Below are 20,907 nucleotides of genomic sequence, written 5' to 3' on the forward strand. Positions count from 1 at the left end.
TATGTTTGCGATAGCCATTTGTGAAGATGAAAAGTATATATTAGAAGAATTGTATGAAAATGTAAAAAAGTATGTAAAAATAAAAGGATTGTCTGCAAATATCAAAACCTACACATCAGGAGAGGACCTGTTAAAAGAATCTGCCGCCTTTGACGTTATCCTGCTTGACATGAAGCTGCCGGGAATCAATGGCGTGGAAGTAGCGCGTCAGGTTTCCGGCAAAAGCCGTATTATTTTTATTACATCTTATCAGGAGTATGCAGTAGAAGCGTTTGAGGTAGAAGCCGTACATTATCTGCTGAAACCAGTCGAAGAGGAGCGTCTGTATCTGGCGCTTGACCGGGCGGTACGGCGGTCAGGGCAGGTGGACAGCCAATCATTGACGCTTATGAAATCCGGGGAAACCCATGTGCTTTTTATACGGGATATCTTATATTGTGAGGTCTTCAATCATCGGGTCATTATTCATACGCTGCAAGGCGCTTACAGTTACTTTGGCGCTTTGGATGATTTGGCGAATAGGCTTGACGAGCGGTTTTTCCGCTGTCATCGAAGCTATATCGTAAATATGAGCTATGTCGCGCTTCAGGAGAAAGGAACCGCAATCCTGACAAATGGAGAAAAAATATTGATATCGAGGCGAAAACAGTCGGAATTTATGCAGAAGCTGCTGCATTTTCTGAAAAATGAGGTGATATGATGGGATTTTATATCTGGTGGTTATGTATCAATGGCTGTCTGTTTTTTGCCGAGGTTCATTTTATAGAGGATTTTGCCGGGATTCGGGCGAAGAGGTTTATGGCGCCCTACGTGCTGCTTGGGGTCCTGCTTACGTATGGGGTAATGTATGCACAGAGCGGCGGCATCCTAAGATTCGTTTTGCACACGGGAATTATCCTGTGTTTTTCTGTCTTTGTCTTAAAGATAAGTTGGAGATTGGCGATTGCCCCCGCTGCGATTATTATGACTCTTTTTACGTTTATGGAAGGTTTCCAGACAGTTCTTTTGCGATGGCTGTCAGGGCAGACAGTGAAGAGGGGCATGGCTATTTTTCTTCAGATGGCGGTTTCCGGGGTGTTGGTGTTCTTATTGGCTGTGACATTAAAATTCATTTCAAAAAAATATGCCGGCATAGGGCGGCAGAAGATTTCAGCCTATTTGTTTACCCTGCTTTTGCCCTGTGCATTTATTGTATGGGTAATCCGCAGCGGGCTGGGGCTGGATATGTGGCTGGAGTCCGGGCTTGAAAATGGTTTCTTTGAAAAACGCCCGGGACTGTGGGCAATGGCGTGGCTTCTGGGCGCATGCGCTGTCTTTTTCATTATCCTGAAATTATTGGGAAATATTATCATGCTGTCCATGAAGGAAGCGGAGCAGGAAGGGATGAAAGAGCAGGTGCAGAGACAGCGTATCTATTTGGCAGAAGCAAAGAAACGGAATGAGCGTTACCGTAGGTTCCAGCACGATATCAACAATCATTTTTTGGTTTTATCAGGTCTGCTCCATGAGAAGAAATATGATGAAGCGGGAAAATATTTTGATGGTCTCCATGGGATTTCCGACGGTCTGTTAGTGGGAATCGAGACGGGAAACCCGGTTGCAGACATATTGTTAAATGAAAAAATAAGCTATGCAAGGTCTAACGGTATTACAGTCAGCCATGATGTACATTTCCCGGCAGAATGTTCGATAGAAGATATAGATTTGTGCGTTATTCTGGCAAATGGGGTAGATAATGCTATACAGGCGTGCCTGAAAGGAGCACAGGAACAGCCGGAGATTACTATCAGGGTTCGGACTCGCTATCATTTTCTGGTTCTTGAGATTGAAAATACGCTGTCTTACCGGGCAGAGCCGGCAGGGGACCGCTTGGGCAGGTATATGCAGCAGGAAGGTAGAAAGCTAGTATATGGAACCGGGTTAAAAAATATAGAGCATACGGTAGAAAAATATGAGGGAACCATGGAAATTGAGTCTGGTAAAGATAGGTTTTTGCTCACCATGCTGCTGTGCATGAAACCGTTTACGAAGGGAGAGTGACCGTTTACGAGAACCTGCTTGAGAAGATGAAATGCTGTCCGATATATGGAATGAACATAAATATGGAGGTGGAAGGTATGATAAACAATATTAAGCCGGGTTATGTAAATCCATTGAAAATGATGAAGAAGGACAGCCACAAGAACGCCCTTGATTTAGTTGGAGGAATGAAGAAGGCGGAAAAAAGACAAAAAGAATTAGAGGCAGAAAAGCAATCGCTCCAGAATTCTCTTTTGCTTATGAAAGGGACTTCCGGTGATGCAGGCACTTCAGAAGAAAGTATTGAAGTTTTGGAGAAAAAGCTGGAAGAGATTACGAAAGAGATTCAGTCAGGCAGGAAGCCGGCGGCGGGAGAATGGCATAAGGAGGATGTGCAGACAGAGGAAAGTCAGATGTCGGTGATGCGCCGTAATTTTGATTGGTGTACCTTATCGGACGAAGTCCGCCAGCCCGTAGGGCATGAATTACGGGATGCCCTTGGGGATAACAAGTCAGAGCCTCAGGAATCATCCGGATATTATGGATTCAGGAAGGATGAATTTTCATAAATTTATGTATCTTACATTTTTGTAAGCAGACATTTCCCAAAAATCATGTATAATTTAAACTATACCTTATGTTTATGACTGAGTTTGGACGCAAAGATATTCTGGAGCGTGTTTGAAGATTGCGGAGGTGTTTGAGATGCAGAAGTTGTTGCTTCTTGAGGATGATGCAAGCCTGATTGACGGTTTGGCTTACTCTTTGAAGAAAAATGGATTTGATATAGAGATAGCGAGGAATTTCTGTGAGGCAGAGATACTGCTTACAAGAATTAAGGATTTTGACTTGCTTCTCTTTGACGTGACGCTGCCGGACGGAAATGGATTCACATTGTGCGAAAAGTTACGGGAATCAGGGAACCTGGTTCCCATCATTTTCCTTACGGCGTCTGATGAGGAGACCAGTGTAATCCGGGGGCTGGACTGCGGAGGGGATGATTATATCACAAAACCCTTCAAATTAGGAGAATTATGTTCCCGTATCCGGGCGCTTTTGCGCCGCAGCAATCGAAACGACGCAGGGGAGAGCATCCTGCGGTCGGGAAACCTGCTTGTAAATCTTACGGAAGGCAGGGTATTTCTGGATGAGGAACCCATAGAGTTTACCAGTGCGGAATACAGGCTCCTTTGCCTGTTCCTGAAAAACAGCGGAAGAGTCCTGACCCGCAGTATGATTCTTAATAAACTGTGGGACGGGGCGGGGAATTTTGTTGACGATAATACCTTGTCAGTATACGTCCGGCGTCTCCGGGAAAAACTGGAAAAGAACCCGTCGAAGCCGGAACATCTGAAAACTGTCCGGGGATTCGGTTATCAGTGGAAGGAGTGAAGGGGATGGGTTTCCTATATGAAAAACAGACGCGTCGATTTTATTTTTTTCTTGCAGCAGCGTGTATTTTGCAGGTTTGTTTTTTGGGAGCATGGGGCATTTTTCAGACGCAGAATATCAGAAGGATACTAACAGAGCGAGAACTTGCCGCGGCTTCTTATCTGCTTCATGAGTCGGTTCCTAAAGCAGTGGTGGCTGCGGCATGGAACAATCGGGAAGTGACGGAGGAAGGAGCCAGACTGCTTGGCAAAATCGGACATACAGAATATGCGCAGAGTTATTGGTTGATGCTTACGGAGCCAGAGTCCATGACTTTGCTTCTTATTTTGGTTGGGGCAGGAATCTTATTTGCCGCGGTTATACTCGTGGGAGCGGCGTATTTCCTTAGGGGCAGGGAGCGGGTCTATGAAGACGCGGGAAGGGTGATTGACCAGTATGCTGCAAACCATTTTGCCATGCATCTACCGTCGGGGGAGACGGGGACGATCTATCAGTTGTTCGGCAGTATTGAGCAGCTTGCACAGTCTCTTCAGGCTAAGAGTGAGATGGAGTACAAGGCAAAAATATTTCTCAGAGATATGATATCGAATATTTCCCATCAGTTGAAGACTCCGCTTGCGGCGTTGGGCATGTATATGGAAATCATTCTGGAGGAGCCGGAGAATAAAGAGGCTGTGGAGGACTTTGCTGGGAAATCCATCCTGTCTTTGGAGAGGATGGAACAGTTGATTCGTTCGCTGCTTACGATGGCGCGGATGGATACCGGAAATATTGTATTTGAAAAACGTAAGTGTCTTGTCTCAGAGATGGTGGAACAGGCGGTAGAAGACTTGATGGAGCGGGCAAGGTGTGAAGGAAAAGAAATCCGTATGGAGGGGGAGCCTAAGGAGAGCTTGTTGTGCGACCCGCAGTGGACGAAAGAGGCGGTGGGGAATCTGGTAAAAAATGCGCTGGATCATACGGATAAGGGAGGGGTGATACGGGTGTCGTGGAAACAGTCTCCGGCAGTCTTCCAGCTCTGTGTAGAGGATGACGGGCGCGGGATTAAAAGCGAGGATATCCATCATATTTTCAAGCAGTTCTACCGGAGCAAGGCTTCCGGTAACAGGCAGGGCTTGGGGCTTGGGCTGTCGTTGGCGAAGTCGATTGTAGAAGGACAGGGAGGAAATCTGTCGGTGGAGAGCAGTTTGGGGGAGGGGAGTGTCTTCCGGATGAGTTTTGTGAATCGATAAATTTTTTAATAATGCAGAGAAGGGGGCGTTGTAAAACGCCCCTTCCTTCTGATATGACTTACCTGGCAATCACTGCCGAGTGGAATTTTTCATGAAATTCTGCGATTGTCTGATATCTTTTTTTTCGGTCATGTTCTACCGCCCGCAATACCACAGAATATGCCTCTTCCCCTAAGCTCCATCTTTCTTTGGGGCAGGGCAGAAATTTTCTGTCCGTATACCTGTGCCCGATTTCTTCAGAGGTAAATGTGCCAAAGAAATCAAAAATCATCGCTCCAAGAGTGTAAACATTTGTGACCTCATCCACATCAGCGCCAAGAATATACTCTTCCGGCGCTTTCAGCCGCTTCGTTCCCCAGTATTCTTCCCCGATGTCATTGACGGCAGGCTGTTTTCGGAATAAATCGATATCGCAGATTGTCATCTTATCTGTCTCAAAATTATAAATCAGGCTTCCGTCGTAAAAGTCTACCGCAACATAATGGTTCGCTGCTGCTGTCTCTAAAAAGGAAAAAATATCTTCTACAGCCGACAGCTTTTGCCGGGCGGGCAGTTCCTTGAACCTTACGGCTGGACTGATGATATCTGGGTTCTTGTCATATTTTTCAAAGTTCCAATAGTCGAACAGGCAGCCGCCTTCTACCCAGCGGAATATGGCGACATAATACTCCTGATACGGGTAGTGTTCCAGTAATTCTACCAGATTCGGATGCTTTAATGTCTCATATATACTTATTCTCTCCGTTTGCAACGCCAAAGGCGATACATCCGGAACCTGTCTCGTCAATCACTGAGAAAACGGTTCCATACTTCTTTATCCAGGTCAAATCATGCTGTGTCTTGAGCCTGAATCTTACTTTGTCAATTTCATATACGACCATACTTTTCCTCCGTCTGCAAAGAGGGTCAGCGTACAGTCGCCCTCTTTGCCTTGTTGAATGTGTTTATAGTGACATGAATGTTTTTCCTCATGAATAATCATCTCCTTTCGGGTCTATTTACCGCATTACGAGATAGTATACCCAAGGGCACACCGTAATGCATGCCCCTTGCGGGGCGGGTGGACTATCGTCCGATAAGGTGCACTCATAAGGTGTAAATAAAAAGAGTGTAAAATCTTTGATAGTTCAATAAAAACGTTACACCCTATAAGAGTATGGTTTTGTTGTTTTTATAAATCTAAGTCAGTCGTTACAATTCCGAATGATTCGAGCTTTGCTTTTAATATCTTTAATTGATAATTAATCTCCTTTTCAGTATCATCCGATTTTTTGATACGCTGTAAACTGGTATAACTGTCAATTAAATTATTAATCATTTCTTTATCGCTTGGCATGTGCTCACCTGCTTTCTGAAAATGTAATTGTCTTTTTTGATATCTTTATTATATCAAGCGGTTATTTAGATGTAAAGCGTCGTCCTTTTTAATTTTCACCCGTTTTCTACACCACCGCCTTTCCCTGAGCTTTTCTATATAATCCGTATTTGTATCTTTCTGTCCATCTCTTCCTTATATTCTCTCAGTGATGTTCCTTTCATGGATTCCAGCAGCTTCCTATGTTTCTGCTCCAAGCTCTGCTTCACCTTTTTCCATATCCCTTCCCATGCCTCCATGAACTGTCCGATCATGTGCCCTATCTAAATCAGATAATAATGTTTTTTCACGGCCTGGTAATTTCTGCTGTATAAATGCTCCAGGTTGTAGCCATGTTTTTTTCTGCGCATTCCGTCTGGATACTTATTAGGATTTTGGGATGCAGCACCAGTTTCGTCTCCGGCACATAATAGTAGTTCTCCTGATATTCTTGTTCTGTCCCCCTGTTATGTGTCCGATGCAGGCTCTTCCCGTCTAATTCACTCCGGGTGCTATGCAGCTGTGTCCCATTTAGTGTATTGACTGCATTATATTTAGCTAAATTAGTTTTCCTCTATGGGGCTAAATTTAGGATAGAGCGACACCAACTTAGTTCTGGCTTTGTCAGTAGTGAACTGCCATTGGATACAAGCTGTATGTTCATTGCGGTCCCTCTCCCATGCTGCTAGTTCCTGACAGAGCATATCCATGTCCTTAATCCTGCGGGACAGACACTGTCGTGTCATTACATTTAGCTCTATTTCGGAAATGTCCAACCAACTCCCATGTTTCGGAGTGTAATGGATTTCCAACTTTTGGGCAATCCTACGGGCTTCCGGGGCAGGAAATGCCTTGTACAAGGAGGAAAGGGCATAAGTATTCAAATTGTCCATGACAAGTATGATCTTATTACGGTCAGGATAACTAACATCCACAAGATACCTAATCTCCTCAGCCCAGTCGATTGCTGTACGGTGTGCCCGCACGCTTACATGGCGTACACCTCCCAAAGGCTCTACAAATACAAAAATGCTGCAGGTGCCGTTCCGGACATATTCAGAATCGACTTTCTGGGTATCCCCTGGCCGCATAGGCAGGTGTTCCCTGGCCTCTTTTCTTGTGATTTTTATTCTTGCTTCATAGTAAAATCTCCTCTCTTTTATGGGTGCGCGAAGAAATAGTTTTGTTGTTAATTCTATTATGGGTTAAACCAGATAGGGAGAAAACTCAAAATTGTGTTTAAGACAGCAGACACAACAAAGTGGAGTGAATATCTTATTTGGAGGAATTGCAAAATGGCTAAATCATTGTTTGAACAGTTAGGCTACACATATCACGAAGAAAATGGGTATCTTATCCCTGATTTGAGATTACCAGACGAAGAAGAACAGAACATAGGCTTATTCGGACAGCGGCACTTGCGCTATCCGAAGGAGTACCGCAGAGGTACATATATCAATCTTCTCACAAGCGGCAGGTTGAATATCTACCTTGCGGAGATTGATAAACAGGCGCAGAGTATCACGGCTCAGTTGAAGGCAGAAAATGCCTTGGAATGGGTGCAAAAGCTCAATAACATACGGGCGTGTGCAAGAGAGATTGTGGAGAAAGCATTACCGTTATTTTTCGGATAGTGGTATGAATAAGGTTTCTGATAAAACGATGCGAAACTCCTCAATATAGAACATTAAATTTATTAGCTATAAACGGTTGCAAATTTACATGGTGTATTGTTGAAACGCGCTGCAGGGTGTGCTATAATATATTTTGTAATTTTAGGTGCTTAGGTGCTTTTTAAGGCGTTTCGGACGAAAACATAAATGCGCAAGGCGGCAGGTATTAGCACGAACATACTTGCCAAAATGGAAAAAGACGAACCCGTGGTAATGGACAGTTTGGCGAAAATCACTACTGCTCTGCAATGCGGGTTTGATGATATTGTAGAAATACAGGACGAAAGGAAGGGTTAATGAAATGGGTATAAATCTTGATAAACCGCATCTGTGGAAACAGGATATTATTCAATCTGTGGATTTATACAACACATGGTTTATGGATTTTGCACCTAAAGCGTTTAGAGAAACTCGCATTTTAACTGCTAAGAGTGTTGAACAAGCGTTGAAAGAAACAAATCACTTGAATAATGTTTCCCCTGCTATTCTACAAAAGCATCCCGAAGTTTTGCCCATATTAAGAATGTCTACCTGTCCGCCTATTGCCAGAGATAGATTAGTAGGACTTGCGGGAGTTTCCAAAAGCCTTGTGCAGAACATGGAAGATTCTGAAAATCCCCATATCTCACCGAGAATGCAAAGAATAAGGTTAATTACAGAATTGCAACGCATTTCTGAGATTATTATAAAAATGGCTGACCCTGATATATTCACATGGCTACCGGAAAAGCGCAATCCGAATGAAACGGAAATAATGCGTTCATCTACTATCATAGCAGATAGATTGTGCGGAGCCGTTGCAGACCCTATTATTCGTAACGCACAGGAAAAGCGACAGCTTGCAGCTATTGCGAAATTACTAAAAAGCAAAGGTTATTCATTGGTAGAAAATGGAGTACGCTATGATGAAATGAACCCTGGTTCATTTTCATTTCACACCAACGTCCCTGTGTATGTCGCAGGTAAAAAAGGAGATACAGTCAATATTCCGGTAGACGTTGCTATCATGTCGCTTTCAGCGCAAGCGGGCGATATGCCTTTACTGTTAGAGGCAAAGTCCGCAGGGGATTTTACAAATGTAAACAAGCGGCGAAAAGAGGAAGCTGTCAAAATGCAGCAATTAAGAAACACCTATGGCGGCAACGTTTCTTATTCATTGTTTTTATGCGGATATTTTGATTCCGGGTATTTGGGATATGAAGCGGCAGAAGGGATAGACTGGATATGGGAACACAGAATAAGCGATATAGAACAATTGGGAATTTAAATTCAATAGAACACTCCCGCCGTCAGATGCAGGAAATGATAGACAAAGGAAAGGACATTGAAGAACGCCGGAAATACGGACAGTTTTCAACGCCCCTTGATTTAGCGAAAGAAATCGTTACATACGGATTAAGCATTTTATCCGAAAGTGATATAGCATTTTTAGAACCATGTATGGGAAGTGGAGCGTTTTATTCCGCCTTATTAAGTGCAGTAAACGAGAACTATTGCATTCAGGCAGCTACGGGTATAGAGATTGACCCGGTGTATTATGATTGCGCAAATGCGCTTTGGGGAGATTCAGGTATAAACCTTGTCAACGATGATTTTACAAAAATTGCCCCAAAACATAAATACAATTTTGTAATTACTAATCCGCCCTATGTTCGTCACCACTATCTAACACAGGAGACCAAGTCATATTTAATTGAACGCGGAAAAGAAGAAACCGAAATAGTTTTGTCGGGTTTAGCTGGGCTATACTGTTACTTTATTTTGTTAGCGCACAAATGGCTTGCCCCCGGTGCTATTTGCGGATGGCTTATACCAAGTGAGTTTATGGATGTTAATTATGGAGCTGCAATTAAAGAATACTTATTACAGAACGTTCATTTACTAAGAATACACCGATACGACCCGGAAAACTCAATGTTTTCTGACGCATTAGTTTCATCATGCGTTGTATGGTTCAGAAACGAAAAAATCAATGACGATTATGATATTGAGTTTTCTTTTGGTTGTACGCATGATAACCCCAAACAGAACAAGTGTATTAAAAAATCTGATTTGATTAAAGAACGCAAATGGACACGCTTTCCCAGAAAAGAGATCCGTTGTGATGAAATTGCGGGAAGAACGTTAGGCGATTATTTTGAGGTAAAACGCGGACTTGCTACTGGAGATAATAATTTCTTTATAATGAGCCGGGAGAGAATAATGGAATTAGGAATGGATATGTCTTTTTTTAAGCCTATTCTTCCAAGTCCAAGATATTTGAAAACCGACCTTGTAGACACTGATACCGACGGAATACCCCAAATTGAACCACAATACTTTTTGCTGGACTGTGAACTAACAGAGCAAGAAATAATGGAACAATCCCCTGCTATATGGGATTATTTACAAAGCGGAATTGACAAAACAAGTAAAAAGTATTTGTGCAAGAACAGAAAAAAATGGTACTGGCAAGAGCAGAGGGACGCAACCTATTTTTTGTGTTCTTACATGGGGAGAGGAAAAGACGACGGTTCACCCATACGCTTTATACTTAATCTGTCTGAAGCGATTGTTACCAATTCGTATTTAATGCTTTATCCTAAAGAGCATTTACAAAAAGCTATCTCAGATAATCCAAACTCTGTATATAGAATATGGGAACTGCTAAAGGGTATTAGTGGAAATGACATTGAAGAAGAAGGGCGCATTTATGGTGGTGGTCTAAAAAAAATAGAGCCGAGTGAACTTGCAAAAGTTCCTTGCGGGGATCTGATGAAACTATGTTACGTTTAGTAAGGAAATTGCCCCGATTGTCAAGCTGACAACGGGAGCGATATACGCAAGGTTAGACCACTTGCGGAAAAAGCTGCGGAAAATTTTATAAACATCTAATATTTTCTGTTTTCTTATGGACTATTGGGTGAGGGGTAAAATTCCCTTGCCCAATTTTCAAAATAGCTGAATAAAATATCCGTCCACAGGGAATACTAAAAAGTTTGCCCAAAATCTTGACATGGGTACAGCCACTATGATATTCTGAAATACCCGTAAGGGAATTGGAAGATTGAAAATGAAATAAGAACATAGATGGAAGAATGGAATGTCAGCCAACGGACAAGGCTGACCGCCGCCGAATTTATGCTGCCCTTTTCGGCTGGCGTATGGCAGCATGGTTTTGAATCCCAAAGCCGTTACATAGCATTGCGAATCCGAGCAGGAGAAATCTCTCCTGTCATTCGTGGTGCAGTGTAGCGGCTTTTTCATTTATCCAAAAGTCAAGAAATTAAATCCAGAACGGAGGTAGAAAAGACATAGGATTTTCTTTTCGGAGGGTAAGACAGGTATGGAAGAATGCTGTTACAAAGAAAAATGCTCTGCGGCATTGTCCACAGAGATAGCGAGCATCGGATTGTGTCAGCCACAATCCCAATCCATGCCGCTTGCGGGCATGGACTAACTCAGGAGACAGCCCCTGAATACCCCGAAGAAAGGAATTTAAGACTGGAGGATTAAGGAAAATGAGCAGAGAAAAATCAGAAAAGGACGTGCGGAATGTCCCGATTACCGTCCGATTGAACGAGAAAGAACATGAAAAATTAAAGCAGTGCGCCGCCGCTTGCGGTCTGTCCGCAGCAGAATTTATGCGCCAGTTATGCAAGGGAAACTCCCCGCAGCCACAGCCTAAAACCGAGTTTTGGGAACTGTTAAACAAGCTCTATGAAGTGCATGACGCTTTCAAAAAGTGTGTTTCCTACTATCCAACCGCCGCCGAAATCTGTAAGGAGATTGAGGATTTTATCTTAGAACTGCAACAAAAAACAACTCTCCCACAACGATTTAACGTAGAAGAATTGACAGAACAGGGGGCGGTCTGATATGGCGGTAACAAGCCTATGGCATGTCAAAGGGAGCATAAAAGACGTGATTGACTATATAGAAAACCTAGAAAAGACCGTGCCGAATCAAGATATGCAGGATTTTTTTGACGTGTTCTCCTATGTGAAAAATCCGTTAAAAACAAATGAGGGCGAGTATGTTTCCGCAATCAACTGTCTGAAAGAAACAGCATTACAGCAGATGATTTTGACAAAAAAACAGTACCAAAAGACAGGCGGATATATCGCTTGGCACGGCTACCAGAGCTTCAAGCCAGACGAGGTAACGCCCGAACAGTGCCATGAAATCGGGTTGAAGCTAGCAAGGGAGATGTGGGGCGACAAGTACCAGATAATCGTTGCCACCCACCTTGACAAAGGACATCTGCATAATCATTTCTGCTTCAACTCCGTTTCTTATCTGGATGGGAGCAAATATAATTACTCAAAATCGGAGCAGAAACGGTTAAGGGAAGTGTCCGACCGCCTATGCCGAGAGTACGAACTGTCGGTAATTGACAAGCCGAAGAAAGCCTCGTCAAGACCACTGTATCTGGACGAAAAGAACGGCAAGCCGACACGCTACAACGTCTATCGGGAGGATTTAAAAGAAGCAATCAACGGGAGCAGGGATTTACAGCACATGATGAAATACCTTACCGACAAGGGATATGAAATTGATTTTTCGGGCAGTCATTGGAAAATGAAGCTGCCACAATACAACCATTTCACAAGGTTAGACACGCTTGACGAGCGGCTGACTTCCGATTTCATACGGTCATGTTTAGGCGGAACTTCCCGATATGGAAACTACAAAGCAAGGATTTCCTACTCTCCCCATATGCCAGAGCAGTATAAAAACGCATGGAAATCACACCAGAAAACCACGGGAATCTTAGCGTTATATTACTACTGGTGCTATCAGTTAGGGATATTTCCCAAAGGCACGGACTACAAGCCGACAAGCCCGCTGATGAAAGAGGAATTGCGGAAACTGGACGAGATTACCGCACAGGTACGGTATATGTCAAAGCATAACATTTCTACTCTCTCCGATTTACACGCCGACAGGGAGAAAAACCAGACCGAAATGAATAAACTGATTGACTACCGCCAGCACTTGCGGAATAAGGTACGCCGTGCCACACCAGCCGAAAAAGAAACACTCCGAGCCGAAAAACAGGGCGTGACGGAGCGGATAACGGAGCTTAGAAAGCGGCTGAAATATGCAGACGGGATTGAGAAACGCTCTGCCCATATCGACGACTGCTTAAACCAAATCCACGACACGATTGAAAATCAGCGGTCAAATATAAATGCCAGAGCAGGCAGGGCAGACCGCAGGAGGGAGGAACCATTGCGATGAGCAGACTGTCAGAGGAAGAAATACAAGCAATTATGGAGGAATACAAGGACGCCCCTATGATAAATCCCGATAAGATATATCCCCCTCTGCCGCCTGTCCAGAACGTCACGCCACTTGTCCGTATTCCAGAACCGATGAGCCTTACCGAGAAAATCGGCGGCACGGAATACACTGTCAACGCCCATTTCCGAAAATACGGGCGGGATTTGCTTGTAATGCTTACGAATATTTTTCGGCGTGGCATACAGGGATATGGATTTTATGATGATAAGAATTGGGGTGATGATGACGGGGAATAACAGGCAGCGGAAGAATTATCGCTTTAAAGCGTTGAAGTTTATGGGCAGATGTGATACACTGTACCTACACTTCACAATACCGTGTCTGCTGTCGGAAAGGAGAGCTTTATGAAAAGACAGCAGGAAGAATTTACGGCATTATATTGTAGATTAAGCCAAGTCGGTCATTTTTTGCGGACGATTCAATACATGCTATCCTTTTCTGTTCCCTGCTCCTGCGTCTGCTCTCAATTGACCTTTCCAACTTTACTTTTCTGGCACAAACAGGGCAATATTTTGATATGGCAGAGCCAGGGACGTATTCAACGCCGCATACCGTACAATGTTTAGCGGGCAACGCTGTCCACCGCTTTGTGGGTGTGATATGTAATTCATCGACAAAGCCGATGAATTTATAACAAATCTTTATTTTTTGTTTCACTGTTCCGTCTGCCATCTTCTCACGCTCCGAAACAAATATCTTGTCTATCAGCGCATTTACAACCGTTGCGTCCAGTTCCTTTAAACCTTGATAGTTGCGTATAAGGAAGAGGAAGTCACGGATTCCCTGCGATTTCTCATAGCTTTCGTTGAGCGTTTCCGTTACATCTTTCAGCCTTGATTCGGTTTCAAACTGTTCTTTTTGGTATTTCTCCGACATCATCTCAAAATTTCGCTCGGTGATACGCCCTATGACCTTATCCTCGTAAAGAGAGGAAAACAGCCTGTCAAGCTCCGCAAGGCGTTTGTTCAGCTTCTTTTGTTCTTTCCCCAATGCTTTTGCCCTGCTCTGGTCTGTTTCCGTAAGCCGCTTTTCTATGGCTTTTACCGCCTTTTCATCATTTACCGCCATATCCGCAAAACGGTTGATGTCGGCAAGCACGGCATTGAATAAGTCCCTTGCTTCTATGCTGTGTGCGGTACACACGGTACTGCCATACCTGCCATAATTATTGCAGTTATATTGTACGCAGTCGATAATGTCGGGGCGTTTCCTCCTGTTAGCACTCATAGCCCGCAAAGCGTAACCGCAGTCCGCACACTTGATAACGCCTGCAAAGATATTTTTAAATCCCCCTGCGTTCTGTTCCCGCCTGCGGCTCGTCATAAGCTGCTGTACGGTATCAAACTCCGCCTGTGTGACTATGCCCTCATGGGTGTTGGGTATCACTTCCCATTCTTCGGGCAGCCTATACAGTTTTTTCTTGCTTTTCATGCTGACGGCAACCCGCCTGTAACCGACAAGGTTCCCTGCATAAACGGGGCTTCTTAGGATATTCCTTACGCTGTTATTGCTCCAGAAATAGCGTCTGTCCTCGTCCCCCTCAAAATGCCTTTCATATCCTGTCTCCCCTTGCGCAACCGAAAAAGCGGCGGGGCATAAGATATGCTTCTTATTGAGATGTTTACGGATTTTTTCAATCCCGTTCCCCGCTAACGCAAGGTCGAATATCTCCCTTACCACATGAGCCACCCTGTCATCTATCAGCAGATGGTTATGGTCGGCAGGGTCTTTGACATACCCATAGGGCGCATAAGTTGCCATAAATTTTCCTTGCTGAAACCTCGCCCGATATGCCGATTTTATCTTAACTGATATGTCGGCGGCATACATTTCGTTTAGGATATTTCGGAAAGGCGTGATGTCCATCGCCGATTTATTGAGCGTGTCTACGCCGTCATTGACTGCTATATACCTCACGTTATGCTCAGGAAAAAAGACTTCCAGATATAATCCGCAGTCAAGGTAATTCCTCCCCAGACGGGATAAATCTTTCGTAATCACGCAGTTTATCAGCCCGTTTTCAATGTCCTTAATCATGTTCTGGAAGCTCGGTCTTTGGAAATTCGTACCAGAATAACCATCGTCTATGTAAACGCTGTCTTTGATACAATTTGATTTTTCCTTAAACCCCATGATTTTTTACCGATACCCCGCGATTTTTTATCATACTCCATGATTTTTCCTATACCCCGTGATTTTTCCCCATACTCCACGATTTTTCCTATACTCCGTGATTTTTCCCATAAAAAATCAAAAGCTTTGGAAATATCCTGGCATCCGTGGTATAATTGCTTCATTGAACACTTAAGGAGGCACACGGAATGGACGTATACCATGATAACAATATATGGGGGAAAGGCTCGCCTGAAACCAAGCTGACAGCCCTCCCTGTCAATCACTCTTTTCTTTGGGGAGAACAGGAAATACTTATCCCAGCAGTCTATGTAGGCAAAGCAGGCGCCGCCCTCGATGTATGCGCAAAAATCCCGATAGAAGATATGGCGGCATTCCTGAAAAAATGGGATTATGAGCGGCGGATGTCCCTAAAAACCCCAGAAGAATTTGAGCAGATAGATGCGGACAACCCCGGAAGCAGGGAATTTGCCGTAGAAATATGCCTTGATGGTACGCCACTGGTGCGCCACATGAGCAGCAGCCTGAGATGGTATCCGGAAAATGTAATTCAGATGGGGAATGTACCTGCCAGCGAAGACGGTTTTGAAAATAACAAAACTGCGGAGGAATGGATGGATGCTTATGCCTGCGACAGGGAATGCTGCTGGTATTTTGAACGGCTTTGCTATGACTGGGACGGAGAACCGATACTGTCCCCTCAGAAAATATCACTTGCTTTCCAGGCAAACTTAATCTCCATCACTGCGGGGCATTTTTCCTCTGGCGTTTCCTGCGATAGCAAAACGGTAAAGACAGCCCATCCCATAACCGGTCAGGAATACACTCTGACACTACATGGCTGCGAACAGATCAGGAACAGCTTCGCAGAAATTGGAGCGAAAGGTGTGGTTTACCCAGAATACTGCCAGATACTCTCTTACAGCATTGCACCAGAAATAGACCGCAGCCTTTTTTGCATCCGCGACTGCGCAGAAGGCGACCACCCAAGAATGGGTGATGCCCAAGGGCCGCCGGGCGGGCCAGACGGCCCCACAGCAGTTTTTATGGCCGGGAAAAATGCCGCTCCTGACAAACGGATGGCAGCTTCCTCCCTGCATTTTGAGCCTGTGTCAGAAGTGCAGTGGCGGATGGTATTCCAGATAAAGCCAAAGAATGATGCAGAAATCAGCTTTCCCATCAAAGCATGATCCCACACAAATAGCAGCATAAACATTAACCACACAGAATCCCCCGGAGCCGTTTTCTTCCCTGCTCCGGGGGACTATATTCTCATGCCTTTATCTCCATCCCGTTCTTGAAAGTGAAGCGGATGTCCTCCCTGCTGTACACCGTGGCGTACTCCACAAGGCTGTACCAGTCGTCCTCGTTAAATTCCGTGAGCGGGCCGTCCCGCTTTTCCAGGGCGGAAACAAACCTCCCGATCTTCTCCCGCTTCGCCTGCCGCTCCGTGATGGCCTGGCTGACTTCCGAAAGCCGCCCCTTCGCCCTGTTGAACCGCCCCGCCAGCCCGTCATACTTTTTCTGGTACTCCGTCTGGTCAAGGGCGACGCGGGCATTCTCCGCCACGCACTGTTCAATCAGCTCCGCCACCACGTTCATCTCCTCCTGCAGCCGCAGGCGCTCCGTCTCCAGCTCCGCGGTTCCGAAAAGCGTGTCTTTTATGGAATCGTAATCCTCCCGCACCCCGTCCTTTTCTGCAAAGATGGCATTGGCCGCTTTCAGGAAAAGCTGTTTGATGGTTTCCTCGTCAAGGTGGGGCGTGCCGCATTTCTCCCCGCCGTCAAACTTGTGGTTGCACTGCCAGATGGTCTTGCGGTACTTGCTGTTGGAATGCCACACCTTGGAGCCATACCAGCCCCCGCAGTCCGCACATTTTATCCGGCCGGAGAATACGCCCATGCTGCCCGCCCGGTTCTTCCCGGAATGCCTGGCCGCCATCTGGTGCTGCGCCTCCTCGAACACGGAGGGGCTGATGATGGCCTGGTGGTTGTTCTCCACATAATACTGCGGCACCTCGCCCTCGTTTACCTTCTTCTGCTTGGTGAGTGATTATTCTAATGCTTGGGAGCCATCTATTTAAAGCTTGAGAGCCATCTGGATCCAGTGTATTTTAAAGCTTGGGAGCCACCACTATATATTGTGGTCATCCAAATATATTGCTTAAGATAAGATCCCTCTTTTAAGATGTGTTTATGAAAAGTACCCGTACTTTTCAAATACATTTTAAAGGAGGTTTTCTATGTTTAAGAAAACAAAAGTAAGACAGATCCTTGAACTTCTTCACAAGGATCTAAGTGCCAGAGAGATCTCTAAAACTTTGAAGGTCTCTCGTAATTCTGTTGCATTTGTGAAAGAATCTTATGACAAATGTGACAAAGACTGGGATGAAATATGTCTGATGAACGATGACGAGATCTATCACCTTTTTTATCCCCATACCTTCAGGCCAAGAAACAGATTTGCTCCAGTGGACTATTCGTATGTCCACAGTGAATTGAAAGAGGTCGGGGTTACAGAAATGCTGCTATGGGAGGAATACTGTGAAAAGGGTAATGCACAAGGGATTTCCCATTGCTGTTATGCTACATTCGCAAATGGCTATAAACGCTTTATAGCTGATAAAAATTATACCAGTCATATCGAACACAAACCGGGAGTAACTCTGGAGGTTGACTGGTCAGGTCCTACGATGAGCTACATGGATCCTGACAAACAGGAACAGCAAACGGCATATCTGTTTGTTGCGGCTTTTCCGTACAGCCAGTATACCTATGTAGAGGCTGCCGCTTCTATGAACCAATCAGACTGGCTGTCGTGCAATGTCCACATGCTGGAATTCTTTGGCGGGACACCTGTAAGGATTGTCTGTGACAACCTAAAAACAGGCGTGATCAAACACCCGAAACATGGAGAGGTCGTGCTGAATGATTCCTATTTATCTTTTGCAGAACACTACCAGGTTGCAATTATGCCGGCACAGGTAAAGAAACCCAAACAGAAAGCAAGTGTCGAAGGCGCGGTGGGAAAAATTGCAAGAAAGATCATCGGCATGCTCAGAAATGAAACTTTTCATTCTATAGAAGGGCTTAATTCGGCAATCAGAAAAGTGCTTGACAGGCTAAATGACAAACCCTTCCAAAAGAGAAACGGCAGTAGAAAAACAATTTATGAGCTGGAGGAAAAACCATATCTCAGAACCCTGCCAATGCTTCCCTTTGAGATCTGTGAGTGGTCATATAATCACAAAGTAGGCCCGAATTCCCATATATGGTTTCACAAGGGACAATACTCTGTTCCAAGCAGTTACATAAATAAATACGTTGATGTGCAGTATAACAGTTCTCTTGTTTGTATCTACGCCTCACATCAATTAGTAGCTGAGCATAAACGTATTCCCACAGGCATTCGGAATGCGAAAAGAACAGAGATGTCCCATCTTCCATATCCAATATACACTCCGGATACAATGGAATCAACGCTGAATAAAGCAGAAGCTATTGGCAACAGTACAAGAACCGTGATAGGCAGGTTGTATGACAATGCAAAAGTAAAAGAACAGGCTCTTGTAGATGCAAGAACCGTATTGGATATCGCTGGTGTATATGGGAAAGATATCCTTGAAACAGCTTGCAGCCTTGCACTTAAGGACTTTCATCTGATTACTTACAACACGCTTATGCCTTATGTGAAAAGAGCTGCAAAAAACAGAAAAAATGATCTTACAAAAAAGAACGTAAAAGATCATAAGCAGGGAATCGTAAGAGGTGCGGATTATTATAGAGAGGATGGTAAAAATTTATGAATACAGAGATCAAGAAACAATTATCAGTATTAGAACTCAGTGATTTAGTGGCTGTGATCGAGGCTCAGGAAAAAGAAGTATCTTTTGTTGACCTGACTTACAATGAGAGACTTTAGCATCTGCTCTCAGCTCTAATAACAGAACGGCAGAACAGACTGATCACCAGGCTGACAAAGAATGCAGATTTAAAGTATCCCAATGCAAGCCTTGAAACTTTAGACTGTGATGCACGAGAGAGCAGTAGGGAGAAAATCGCAAATCTTGCAACCATGGGATTCGTAGGTGCTGCAACAAACCTGATCATTACAGGCCCGACGGGTGCCGGGAAAACCTATCTTGCATGTGTCCTGGGTGTAGAAGCATGTAAACAGACTCTCCGGACGTGTTATATCAGAATGCCGGATATGCTGGGACATTTTCAGGCCCACAAAGATAACCTCAGAGAGCAGGTACGATACCGGAAGAAACTGGGAAACTATAAAGTGCTGATCATAGATGAATGGCTGAACTATAAGATCAATGAGAAAGAGTCAAAATTCATATATGAGTTGGTAGAACAGCGTTGTGGAAATAATCCGACGATCTTTGTCGGGCAATACGAGGTCTGTGACTGGCATGAACGGTTAGGCGGCGGAACCCAGGTCGATTCTATTATGGACCGGATCATACATAACTCTTATTCCATACCGACTACCGAAAATAACCTCAGAAAGCTGTACGATTCTCAAAAAGCCAGAAAACTTATGGAGTCCTTAAACTCATAAAAACGCAGATTTATTTTTGTATGTGGCAGACGATAAATCAACCGTTAGCAGGAAACACTGATGACTCTTTAGATGCCACAACATTTATTCCTTTTATCAGGAGGTTTTTAATGAAAATAAAGTTAGACGAACCGACCATTCCTAATGATATTCGACAAAAAATACGAAATCTACGAGTATTGCTTGATCTGGCAGACAATTTAAGGGATGAAATCCTGGCATGGTATACAGCCGAACTAAAATCTTATGATTTCAGAGCTGATGCACAGCAAGAATTATTTAATCCTGGAACAGGAACCACTGTTGAAGGGATATCAGAACTTGCCATCATGGAGGCACTTTCCGAGCTTCAGATTTTTAATGAAGTAAGAAAGAAAAAATGAGGTGAAATTTATTTGCCATTAATTTGAAGCTGTTATTTTAAGCTTTGTTCAAGTTTTATGCAAAAGATTGTCTCGGTGATTTCGATTAGCAGACAAAGAGAGGGCAGAGCCGGTCATCAAAGGTTCTGTCTTCTTTCGTTCAAAAAGAGAATATGCTGGAAAAATAAGATTTCGAGGAATTTCGTATCAGCATAGCTGGCCAAAGGTCTGCTTTGTTATTTCTTAATTTTATTCAGGAACATTCCAAAATTACTCTGGACAATCCATGATATTTTCAGTACAACTATATCTTGTATCTTATAGATGGCCCCCAAGCATTAAAATCAGGACGGATTTTGGGTGGCTCTCAAGCTTTAAATTGGTGGCTCCCAAGCATTAGAATAATCATCCATCGGTAAAACCGCCTATTGGAATTAAAGTCCGCCCTGTCCTCCATACGGATTTGTTCAATGACCGCTTCATCAACGCCATGCTCACGCAGCACTTTTTCCTCGGCTTCTTTCCAGATGTGCCATTTCTTGTCCTCACGTCCGTGGTTATATGCCATTCCTTATTTCCTCCAATCCGAATTTTTGAAAATGTAAAAATCCAGATTGGAAAGGCGGCGAACGACAGCCAACAGCGGGAACAGCCCTGCGGCACATTCCGATAAAAAACGACAAAAGAAAAACCGCAAAGGCTGTTGCCACATAAGGAGATAATTTGAAAACATTATTGGATTACAGCTTATGGGCGATAGCAAAGGCAAAAGCCAGCGTAAAAAGCAGAAACGCTTCTTGCACTGGCTTTCTTTAATGTCAACAATAAAATCACACATTCGCAAAGGGAGAAATCCTTTGCCATACTTTAGGAGAAAGAGAACGGGA

At 44.1% G+C, this 20,907-nt stretch carries 25 protein-coding genes and 2 pseudogenes; 19 read left to right on the top strand and 8 right to left on the bottom strand.

Translation table 11 applies throughout. The annotated features are described in order from the left end of the window. Nucleotide 1 precedes the first annotated feature (1 nt). The 5 genes from AC6I3O_RS00935 (at nt 2) to AC6I3O_RS00955 (ending at nt 4,643) form a co-directional block, all read left to right on the top strand. Nucleotides 2–700, top strand: coding sequence for a LytR/AlgR family response regulator transcription factor (locus AC6I3O_RS00935; RefSeq protein WP_497849383.1), 699 nt, complete (start codon nt 2–4; stop codon nt 698–700). After that, nucleotides 697–2,040, top strand: a complete 1,344-nt coding sequence (locus AC6I3O_RS00940) for a sensor histidine kinase (protein ID WP_497849384.1) — start codon at nt 697–699, stop codon at nt 2,038–2,040. The genes AC6I3O_RS00935 and AC6I3O_RS00940 overlap by 4 nt, the downstream gene beginning before the upstream one ends. A 77-nt stretch (nt 2,041–2,117) precedes the next feature. Beyond that, nucleotides 2,118–2,588, top strand: a complete 471-nt coding sequence (locus AC6I3O_RS00945) for a hypothetical protein (protein ID WP_497849385.1) — start codon at nt 2,118–2,120, stop codon at nt 2,586–2,588. 136 nt (nt 2,589–2,724) lie between these two features. Further along, nucleotides 2,725–3,411 carry a response regulator transcription factor gene (locus tag AC6I3O_RS00950; RefSeq protein WP_497849386.1) on the top strand — a complete coding sequence of 229 codons (687 nt, stop codon included), beginning with the start codon at nt 2,725–2,727 and terminating at the stop codon, nt 3,409–3,411. Nucleotides 3,412–3,494: 83 nt separating this feature from the next. Next, nucleotides 3,495–4,643, top strand: a complete 1,149-nt coding sequence (locus AC6I3O_RS00955) for a sensor histidine kinase (protein WP_497849387.1) — start codon at nt 3,495–3,497, stop codon at nt 4,641–4,643. 58 nt (nt 4,644–4,701) lie between these two features. On the opposite strand, the gene AC6I3O_RS00960 is transcribed toward AC6I3O_RS00955, so the two are convergent. The 5 genes from AC6I3O_RS00960 to AC6I3O_RS00980 form a co-directional block, all read right to left on the bottom strand. Continuing rightward, the gene (locus AC6I3O_RS00960) at nt 4,702–5,400 is read right to left on the bottom strand and encodes a hypothetical protein (RefSeq protein ID WP_497849388.1); all 699 of its coding nucleotides are present in this window, start codon (nt 5,398–5,400) and stop codon (nt 4,702–4,704) included. Then, nucleotides 5,366–5,524, bottom strand: a complete 159-nt coding sequence (locus AC6I3O_RS00965; RefSeq protein WP_497849389.1) for a hypothetical protein — start codon at nt 5,522–5,524, stop codon at nt 5,366–5,368. The genes AC6I3O_RS00960 and AC6I3O_RS00965 overlap by 35 nt, the downstream gene beginning before the upstream one ends. Nucleotides 5,525–5,814: 290 nt before the next feature. Then, nucleotides 5,815–5,979 (bottom strand): hypothetical protein, encoded by a 165-nt coding sequence (locus AC6I3O_RS00970; protein ID WP_497849390.1) that lies wholly within the window; start codon nt 5,977–5,979, stop codon nt 5,815–5,817. Between the two features lie 134 nt (nt 5,980–6,113). Beyond that, nucleotides 6,114–6,272: a hypothetical protein gene (locus AC6I3O_RS00975; RefSeq protein ID WP_497849391.1), complete on the bottom strand. Its 159-nt coding sequence runs from the start codon at nt 6,270–6,272 to the stop codon at nt 6,114–6,116. A 288-nt stretch (nt 6,273–6,560) separates the two neighbouring features. Further along, on the bottom strand, nt 6,561–7,199 hold the full coding sequence (locus tag AC6I3O_RS00980; protein ID WP_497853395.1) for a transposase: 639 nt from the start codon (nt 7,197–7,199) through the stop codon (nt 6,561–6,563). A 93-nt stretch (nt 7,200–7,292) separates the two neighbouring features. Between AC6I3O_RS00980 and AC6I3O_RS00985 the strand changes: the two genes are divergently transcribed. From AC6I3O_RS00985 to AC6I3O_RS01030, 10 genes and pseudogenes are all read left to right on the top strand, one after another. Beyond that, entirely contained in the window at nt 7,293–7,631 is a 339-nt protein-coding gene (locus tag AC6I3O_RS00985) for a TnpV protein (protein ID WP_497849392.1), read from the top strand. A 186-nt stretch (nt 7,632–7,817) separates the two neighbouring features. Further along, on the top strand, nt 7,818–7,967 hold the full coding sequence (locus AC6I3O_RS00990; RefSeq protein ID WP_497849393.1) for a helix-turn-helix domain-containing protein: 150 nt from the start codon (nt 7,818–7,820) through the stop codon (nt 7,965–7,967). A 4-nt stretch (nt 7,968–7,971) separates the two neighbouring features. Then, on the top strand, nt 7,972–8,937 hold the full coding sequence (locus tag AC6I3O_RS00995) for a XamI family restriction endonuclease (protein WP_497849394.1): 966 nt from the start codon (nt 7,972–7,974) through the stop codon (nt 8,935–8,937). Between the two features lie 35 nt (nt 8,938–8,972). After that, a complete protein-coding gene (locus AC6I3O_RS01000) occupies nt 8,973–10,445 on the top strand; it encodes an Eco57I restriction-modification methylase domain-containing protein (RefSeq protein WP_497853396.1) in 1,473 nt (490 codons plus the stop codon). After that, nucleotides 10,444–10,536, top strand: a pseudogene (locus AC6I3O_RS01005) (sigma-70 family RNA polymerase sigma factor); the annotation flags it as partial. The gene AC6I3O_RS01000 and the pseudogene AC6I3O_RS01005, both read left to right, overlap by 2 nt. Nucleotides 10,537–10,739: 203 nt before the next feature. Then, on the top strand, nt 10,740–10,904 hold the full coding sequence (locus tag AC6I3O_RS01010) for a hypothetical protein (RefSeq protein ID WP_497849395.1): 165 nt from the start codon (nt 10,740–10,742) through the stop codon (nt 10,902–10,904). Nucleotides 10,905–11,003: 99 nt separating this feature from the next. Then, entirely contained in the window at nt 11,004–11,165 is a 162-nt protein-coding gene (locus tag AC6I3O_RS01015; RefSeq protein WP_497849396.1) for a hypothetical protein, read from the top strand. A gap of 5 nt (nt 11,166–11,170) precedes the next feature. Continuing rightward, nucleotides 11,171–11,527: a plasmid mobilization protein gene (locus AC6I3O_RS01020; protein WP_497849397.1), complete on the top strand. Its 357-nt coding sequence runs from the start codon at nt 11,171–11,173 to the stop codon at nt 11,525–11,527. A 1-nt stretch (nt 11,528) separates the two neighbouring features. Then, a complete protein-coding gene (locus tag AC6I3O_RS01025; RefSeq protein WP_497849398.1) occupies nt 11,529–12,893 on the top strand; it encodes a relaxase/mobilization nuclease domain-containing protein in 1,365 nt (454 codons plus the stop codon). Then, on the top strand, nt 12,890–13,192 hold the full coding sequence (locus AC6I3O_RS01030; RefSeq protein WP_497849399.1) for a hypothetical protein: 303 nt from the start codon (nt 12,890–12,892) through the stop codon (nt 13,190–13,192). Before AC6I3O_RS01025 ends, AC6I3O_RS01030 begins: the two co-directional genes overlap by 4 nt. Nucleotides 13,193–13,322: 130 nt before the next feature. Here AC6I3O_RS01030 and AC6I3O_RS01035 read toward each other — a convergent pair whose 3' ends face one another. Beyond that, nucleotides 13,323–15,089 (bottom strand): recombinase family protein, encoded by a 1,767-nt coding sequence (locus tag AC6I3O_RS01035; protein ID WP_497849400.1) that lies wholly within the window; start codon nt 15,087–15,089, stop codon nt 13,323–13,325. A 188-nt stretch (nt 15,090–15,277) separates the two neighbouring features. On the opposite strand from AC6I3O_RS01035, the gene AC6I3O_RS01040 reads away from it, so the two are divergent. Then, the gene (locus AC6I3O_RS01040; RefSeq protein WP_497849401.1) at nt 15,278–16,279 is read left to right on the top strand and encodes a hypothetical protein; all 1,002 of its coding nucleotides are present in this window, start codon (nt 15,278–15,280) and stop codon (nt 16,277–16,279) included. A gap of 82 nt (nt 16,280–16,361) precedes the next feature. Here the strand turns inward: AC6I3O_RS01040 and AC6I3O_RS01045 are convergent, their stop codons facing one another. Continuing rightward, nucleotides 16,362–17,105, bottom strand: a complete 744-nt coding sequence (locus AC6I3O_RS01045; protein ID WP_497849402.1) for a recombinase zinc ribbon domain-containing protein — start codon at nt 17,103–17,105, stop codon at nt 16,362–16,364. A gap of 226 nt (nt 17,106–17,331) precedes the next feature. Here AC6I3O_RS01045 and istA point away from each other — a divergent pair, with 226 nt between their 5' ends. From istA to AC6I3O_RS01060, 3 genes are all read left to right on the top strand, one after another. Continuing rightward, nucleotides 17,332–18,894 (top strand): IS21 family transposase, encoded by a 1,563-nt coding sequence (istA, locus tag AC6I3O_RS01050; protein WP_497849403.1) that lies wholly within the window; start codon nt 17,332–17,334, stop codon nt 18,892–18,894. 119 nt (nt 18,895–19,013) lie between these two features. Beyond that, nucleotides 19,014–19,658, top strand: coding sequence for an ATP-binding protein (locus AC6I3O_RS01055; protein WP_497853397.1), 645 nt, complete (start codon nt 19,014–19,016; stop codon nt 19,656–19,658). A 110-nt stretch (nt 19,659–19,768) separates the two neighbouring features. Further along, nucleotides 19,769–20,041: a hypothetical protein gene (locus AC6I3O_RS01060; protein WP_125128212.1), complete on the top strand. Its 273-nt coding sequence runs from the start codon at nt 19,769–19,771 to the stop codon at nt 20,039–20,041. Between the two features lie 388 nt (nt 20,042–20,429). On the opposite strand, the pseudogene AC6I3O_RS01065 reads toward AC6I3O_RS01060, so the two are convergent. Further along, a pseudogene (locus tag AC6I3O_RS01065) lies at nt 20,430–20,588 on the bottom strand (RNA polymerase subunit sigma-70); the annotation flags it as partial. Nucleotides 20,589–20,907: the final 319 nt, after the last annotated feature.

The organism is Sporofaciens sp. St.21A7, assembly GCF_059728535.1.

Excerpts from the sequence above, each read along its gene's own strand:
- AC6I3O_RS01040 (WP_497849401.1), top strand. The coding sequence starts at position 15,278 with ATGGACGTATACCATGATAACAATATATGGGGGAAAGGCTCGCCTGAA.
- AC6I3O_RS01010 (WP_497849395.1), top strand. The coding sequence starts at position 10,740 with ATGGAAGAATGGAATGTCAGCCAACGGACAAGGCTGACCGCCGCCGAA.
- AC6I3O_RS00970 (WP_497849390.1), bottom strand. The coding sequence starts at position 5,979 with ATGCCAAGCGATAAAGAAATGATTAATAATTTAATTGACAGTTATACC.
- istA (WP_497849403.1), top strand. The coding sequence starts at position 17,332 with ATGTTTAAGAAAACAAAAGTAAGACAGATCCTTGAACTTCTTCACAAG.
- AC6I3O_RS00965 (WP_497849389.1), bottom strand. The coding sequence starts at position 5,524 with ATGGTCGTATATGAAATTGACAAAGTAAGATTCAGGCTCAAGACACAG.
- AC6I3O_RS01015 (WP_497849396.1), top strand. The coding sequence starts at position 11,004 with ATGCTGTTACAAAGAAAAATGCTCTGCGGCATTGTCCACAGAGATAGC.
- AC6I3O_RS00985 (WP_497849392.1), top strand. The coding sequence starts at position 7,293 with ATGGCTAAATCATTGTTTGAACAGTTAGGCTACACATATCACGAAGAA.
- AC6I3O_RS00995 (WP_497849394.1), top strand. The coding sequence starts at position 7,972 with ATGGGTATAAATCTTGATAAACCGCATCTGTGGAAACAGGATATTATT.
- AC6I3O_RS00935 (WP_497849383.1), top strand. The coding sequence starts at position 2 with ATGTTTGCGATAGCCATTTGTGAAGATGAAAAGTATATATTAGAAGAA.
- AC6I3O_RS00950 (WP_497849386.1), top strand. The coding sequence starts at position 2,725 with ATGCAGAAGTTGTTGCTTCTTGAGGATGATGCAAGCCTGATTGACGGT.
- AC6I3O_RS01060 (WP_125128212.1), top strand. The coding sequence starts at position 19,769 with ATGAAAATAAAGTTAGACGAACCGACCATTCCTAATGATATTCGACAA.
- AC6I3O_RS01025 (WP_497849398.1), top strand. The coding sequence starts at position 11,529 with ATGGCGGTAACAAGCCTATGGCATGTCAAAGGGAGCATAAAAGACGTG.
- AC6I3O_RS01000 (WP_497853396.1), top strand. The coding sequence starts at position 8,973 with ATGATAGACAAAGGAAAGGACATTGAAGAACGCCGGAAATACGGACAG.
- AC6I3O_RS00945 (WP_497849385.1), top strand. The coding sequence starts at position 2,118 with ATGATAAACAATATTAAGCCGGGTTATGTAAATCCATTGAAAATGATG.
- AC6I3O_RS01030 (WP_497849399.1), top strand. The coding sequence starts at position 12,890 with ATGAGCAGACTGTCAGAGGAAGAAATACAAGCAATTATGGAGGAATAC.
- AC6I3O_RS00975 (WP_497849391.1), bottom strand. The coding sequence starts at position 6,272 with ATGATCGGACAGTTCATGGAGGCATGGGAAGGGATATGGAAAAAGGTG.
- AC6I3O_RS00990 (WP_497849393.1), top strand. The coding sequence starts at position 7,818 with ATGCGCAAGGCGGCAGGTATTAGCACGAACATACTTGCCAAAATGGAA.
- AC6I3O_RS01020 (WP_497849397.1), top strand. The coding sequence starts at position 11,171 with ATGAGCAGAGAAAAATCAGAAAAGGACGTGCGGAATGTCCCGATTACC.
- AC6I3O_RS00940 (WP_497849384.1), top strand. The coding sequence starts at position 697 with ATGATGGGATTTTATATCTGGTGGTTATGTATCAATGGCTGTCTGTTT.
- AC6I3O_RS01035 (WP_497849400.1), bottom strand. The coding sequence starts at position 15,089 with ATGGGGTTTAAGGAAAAATCAAATTGTATCAAAGACAGCGTTTACATA.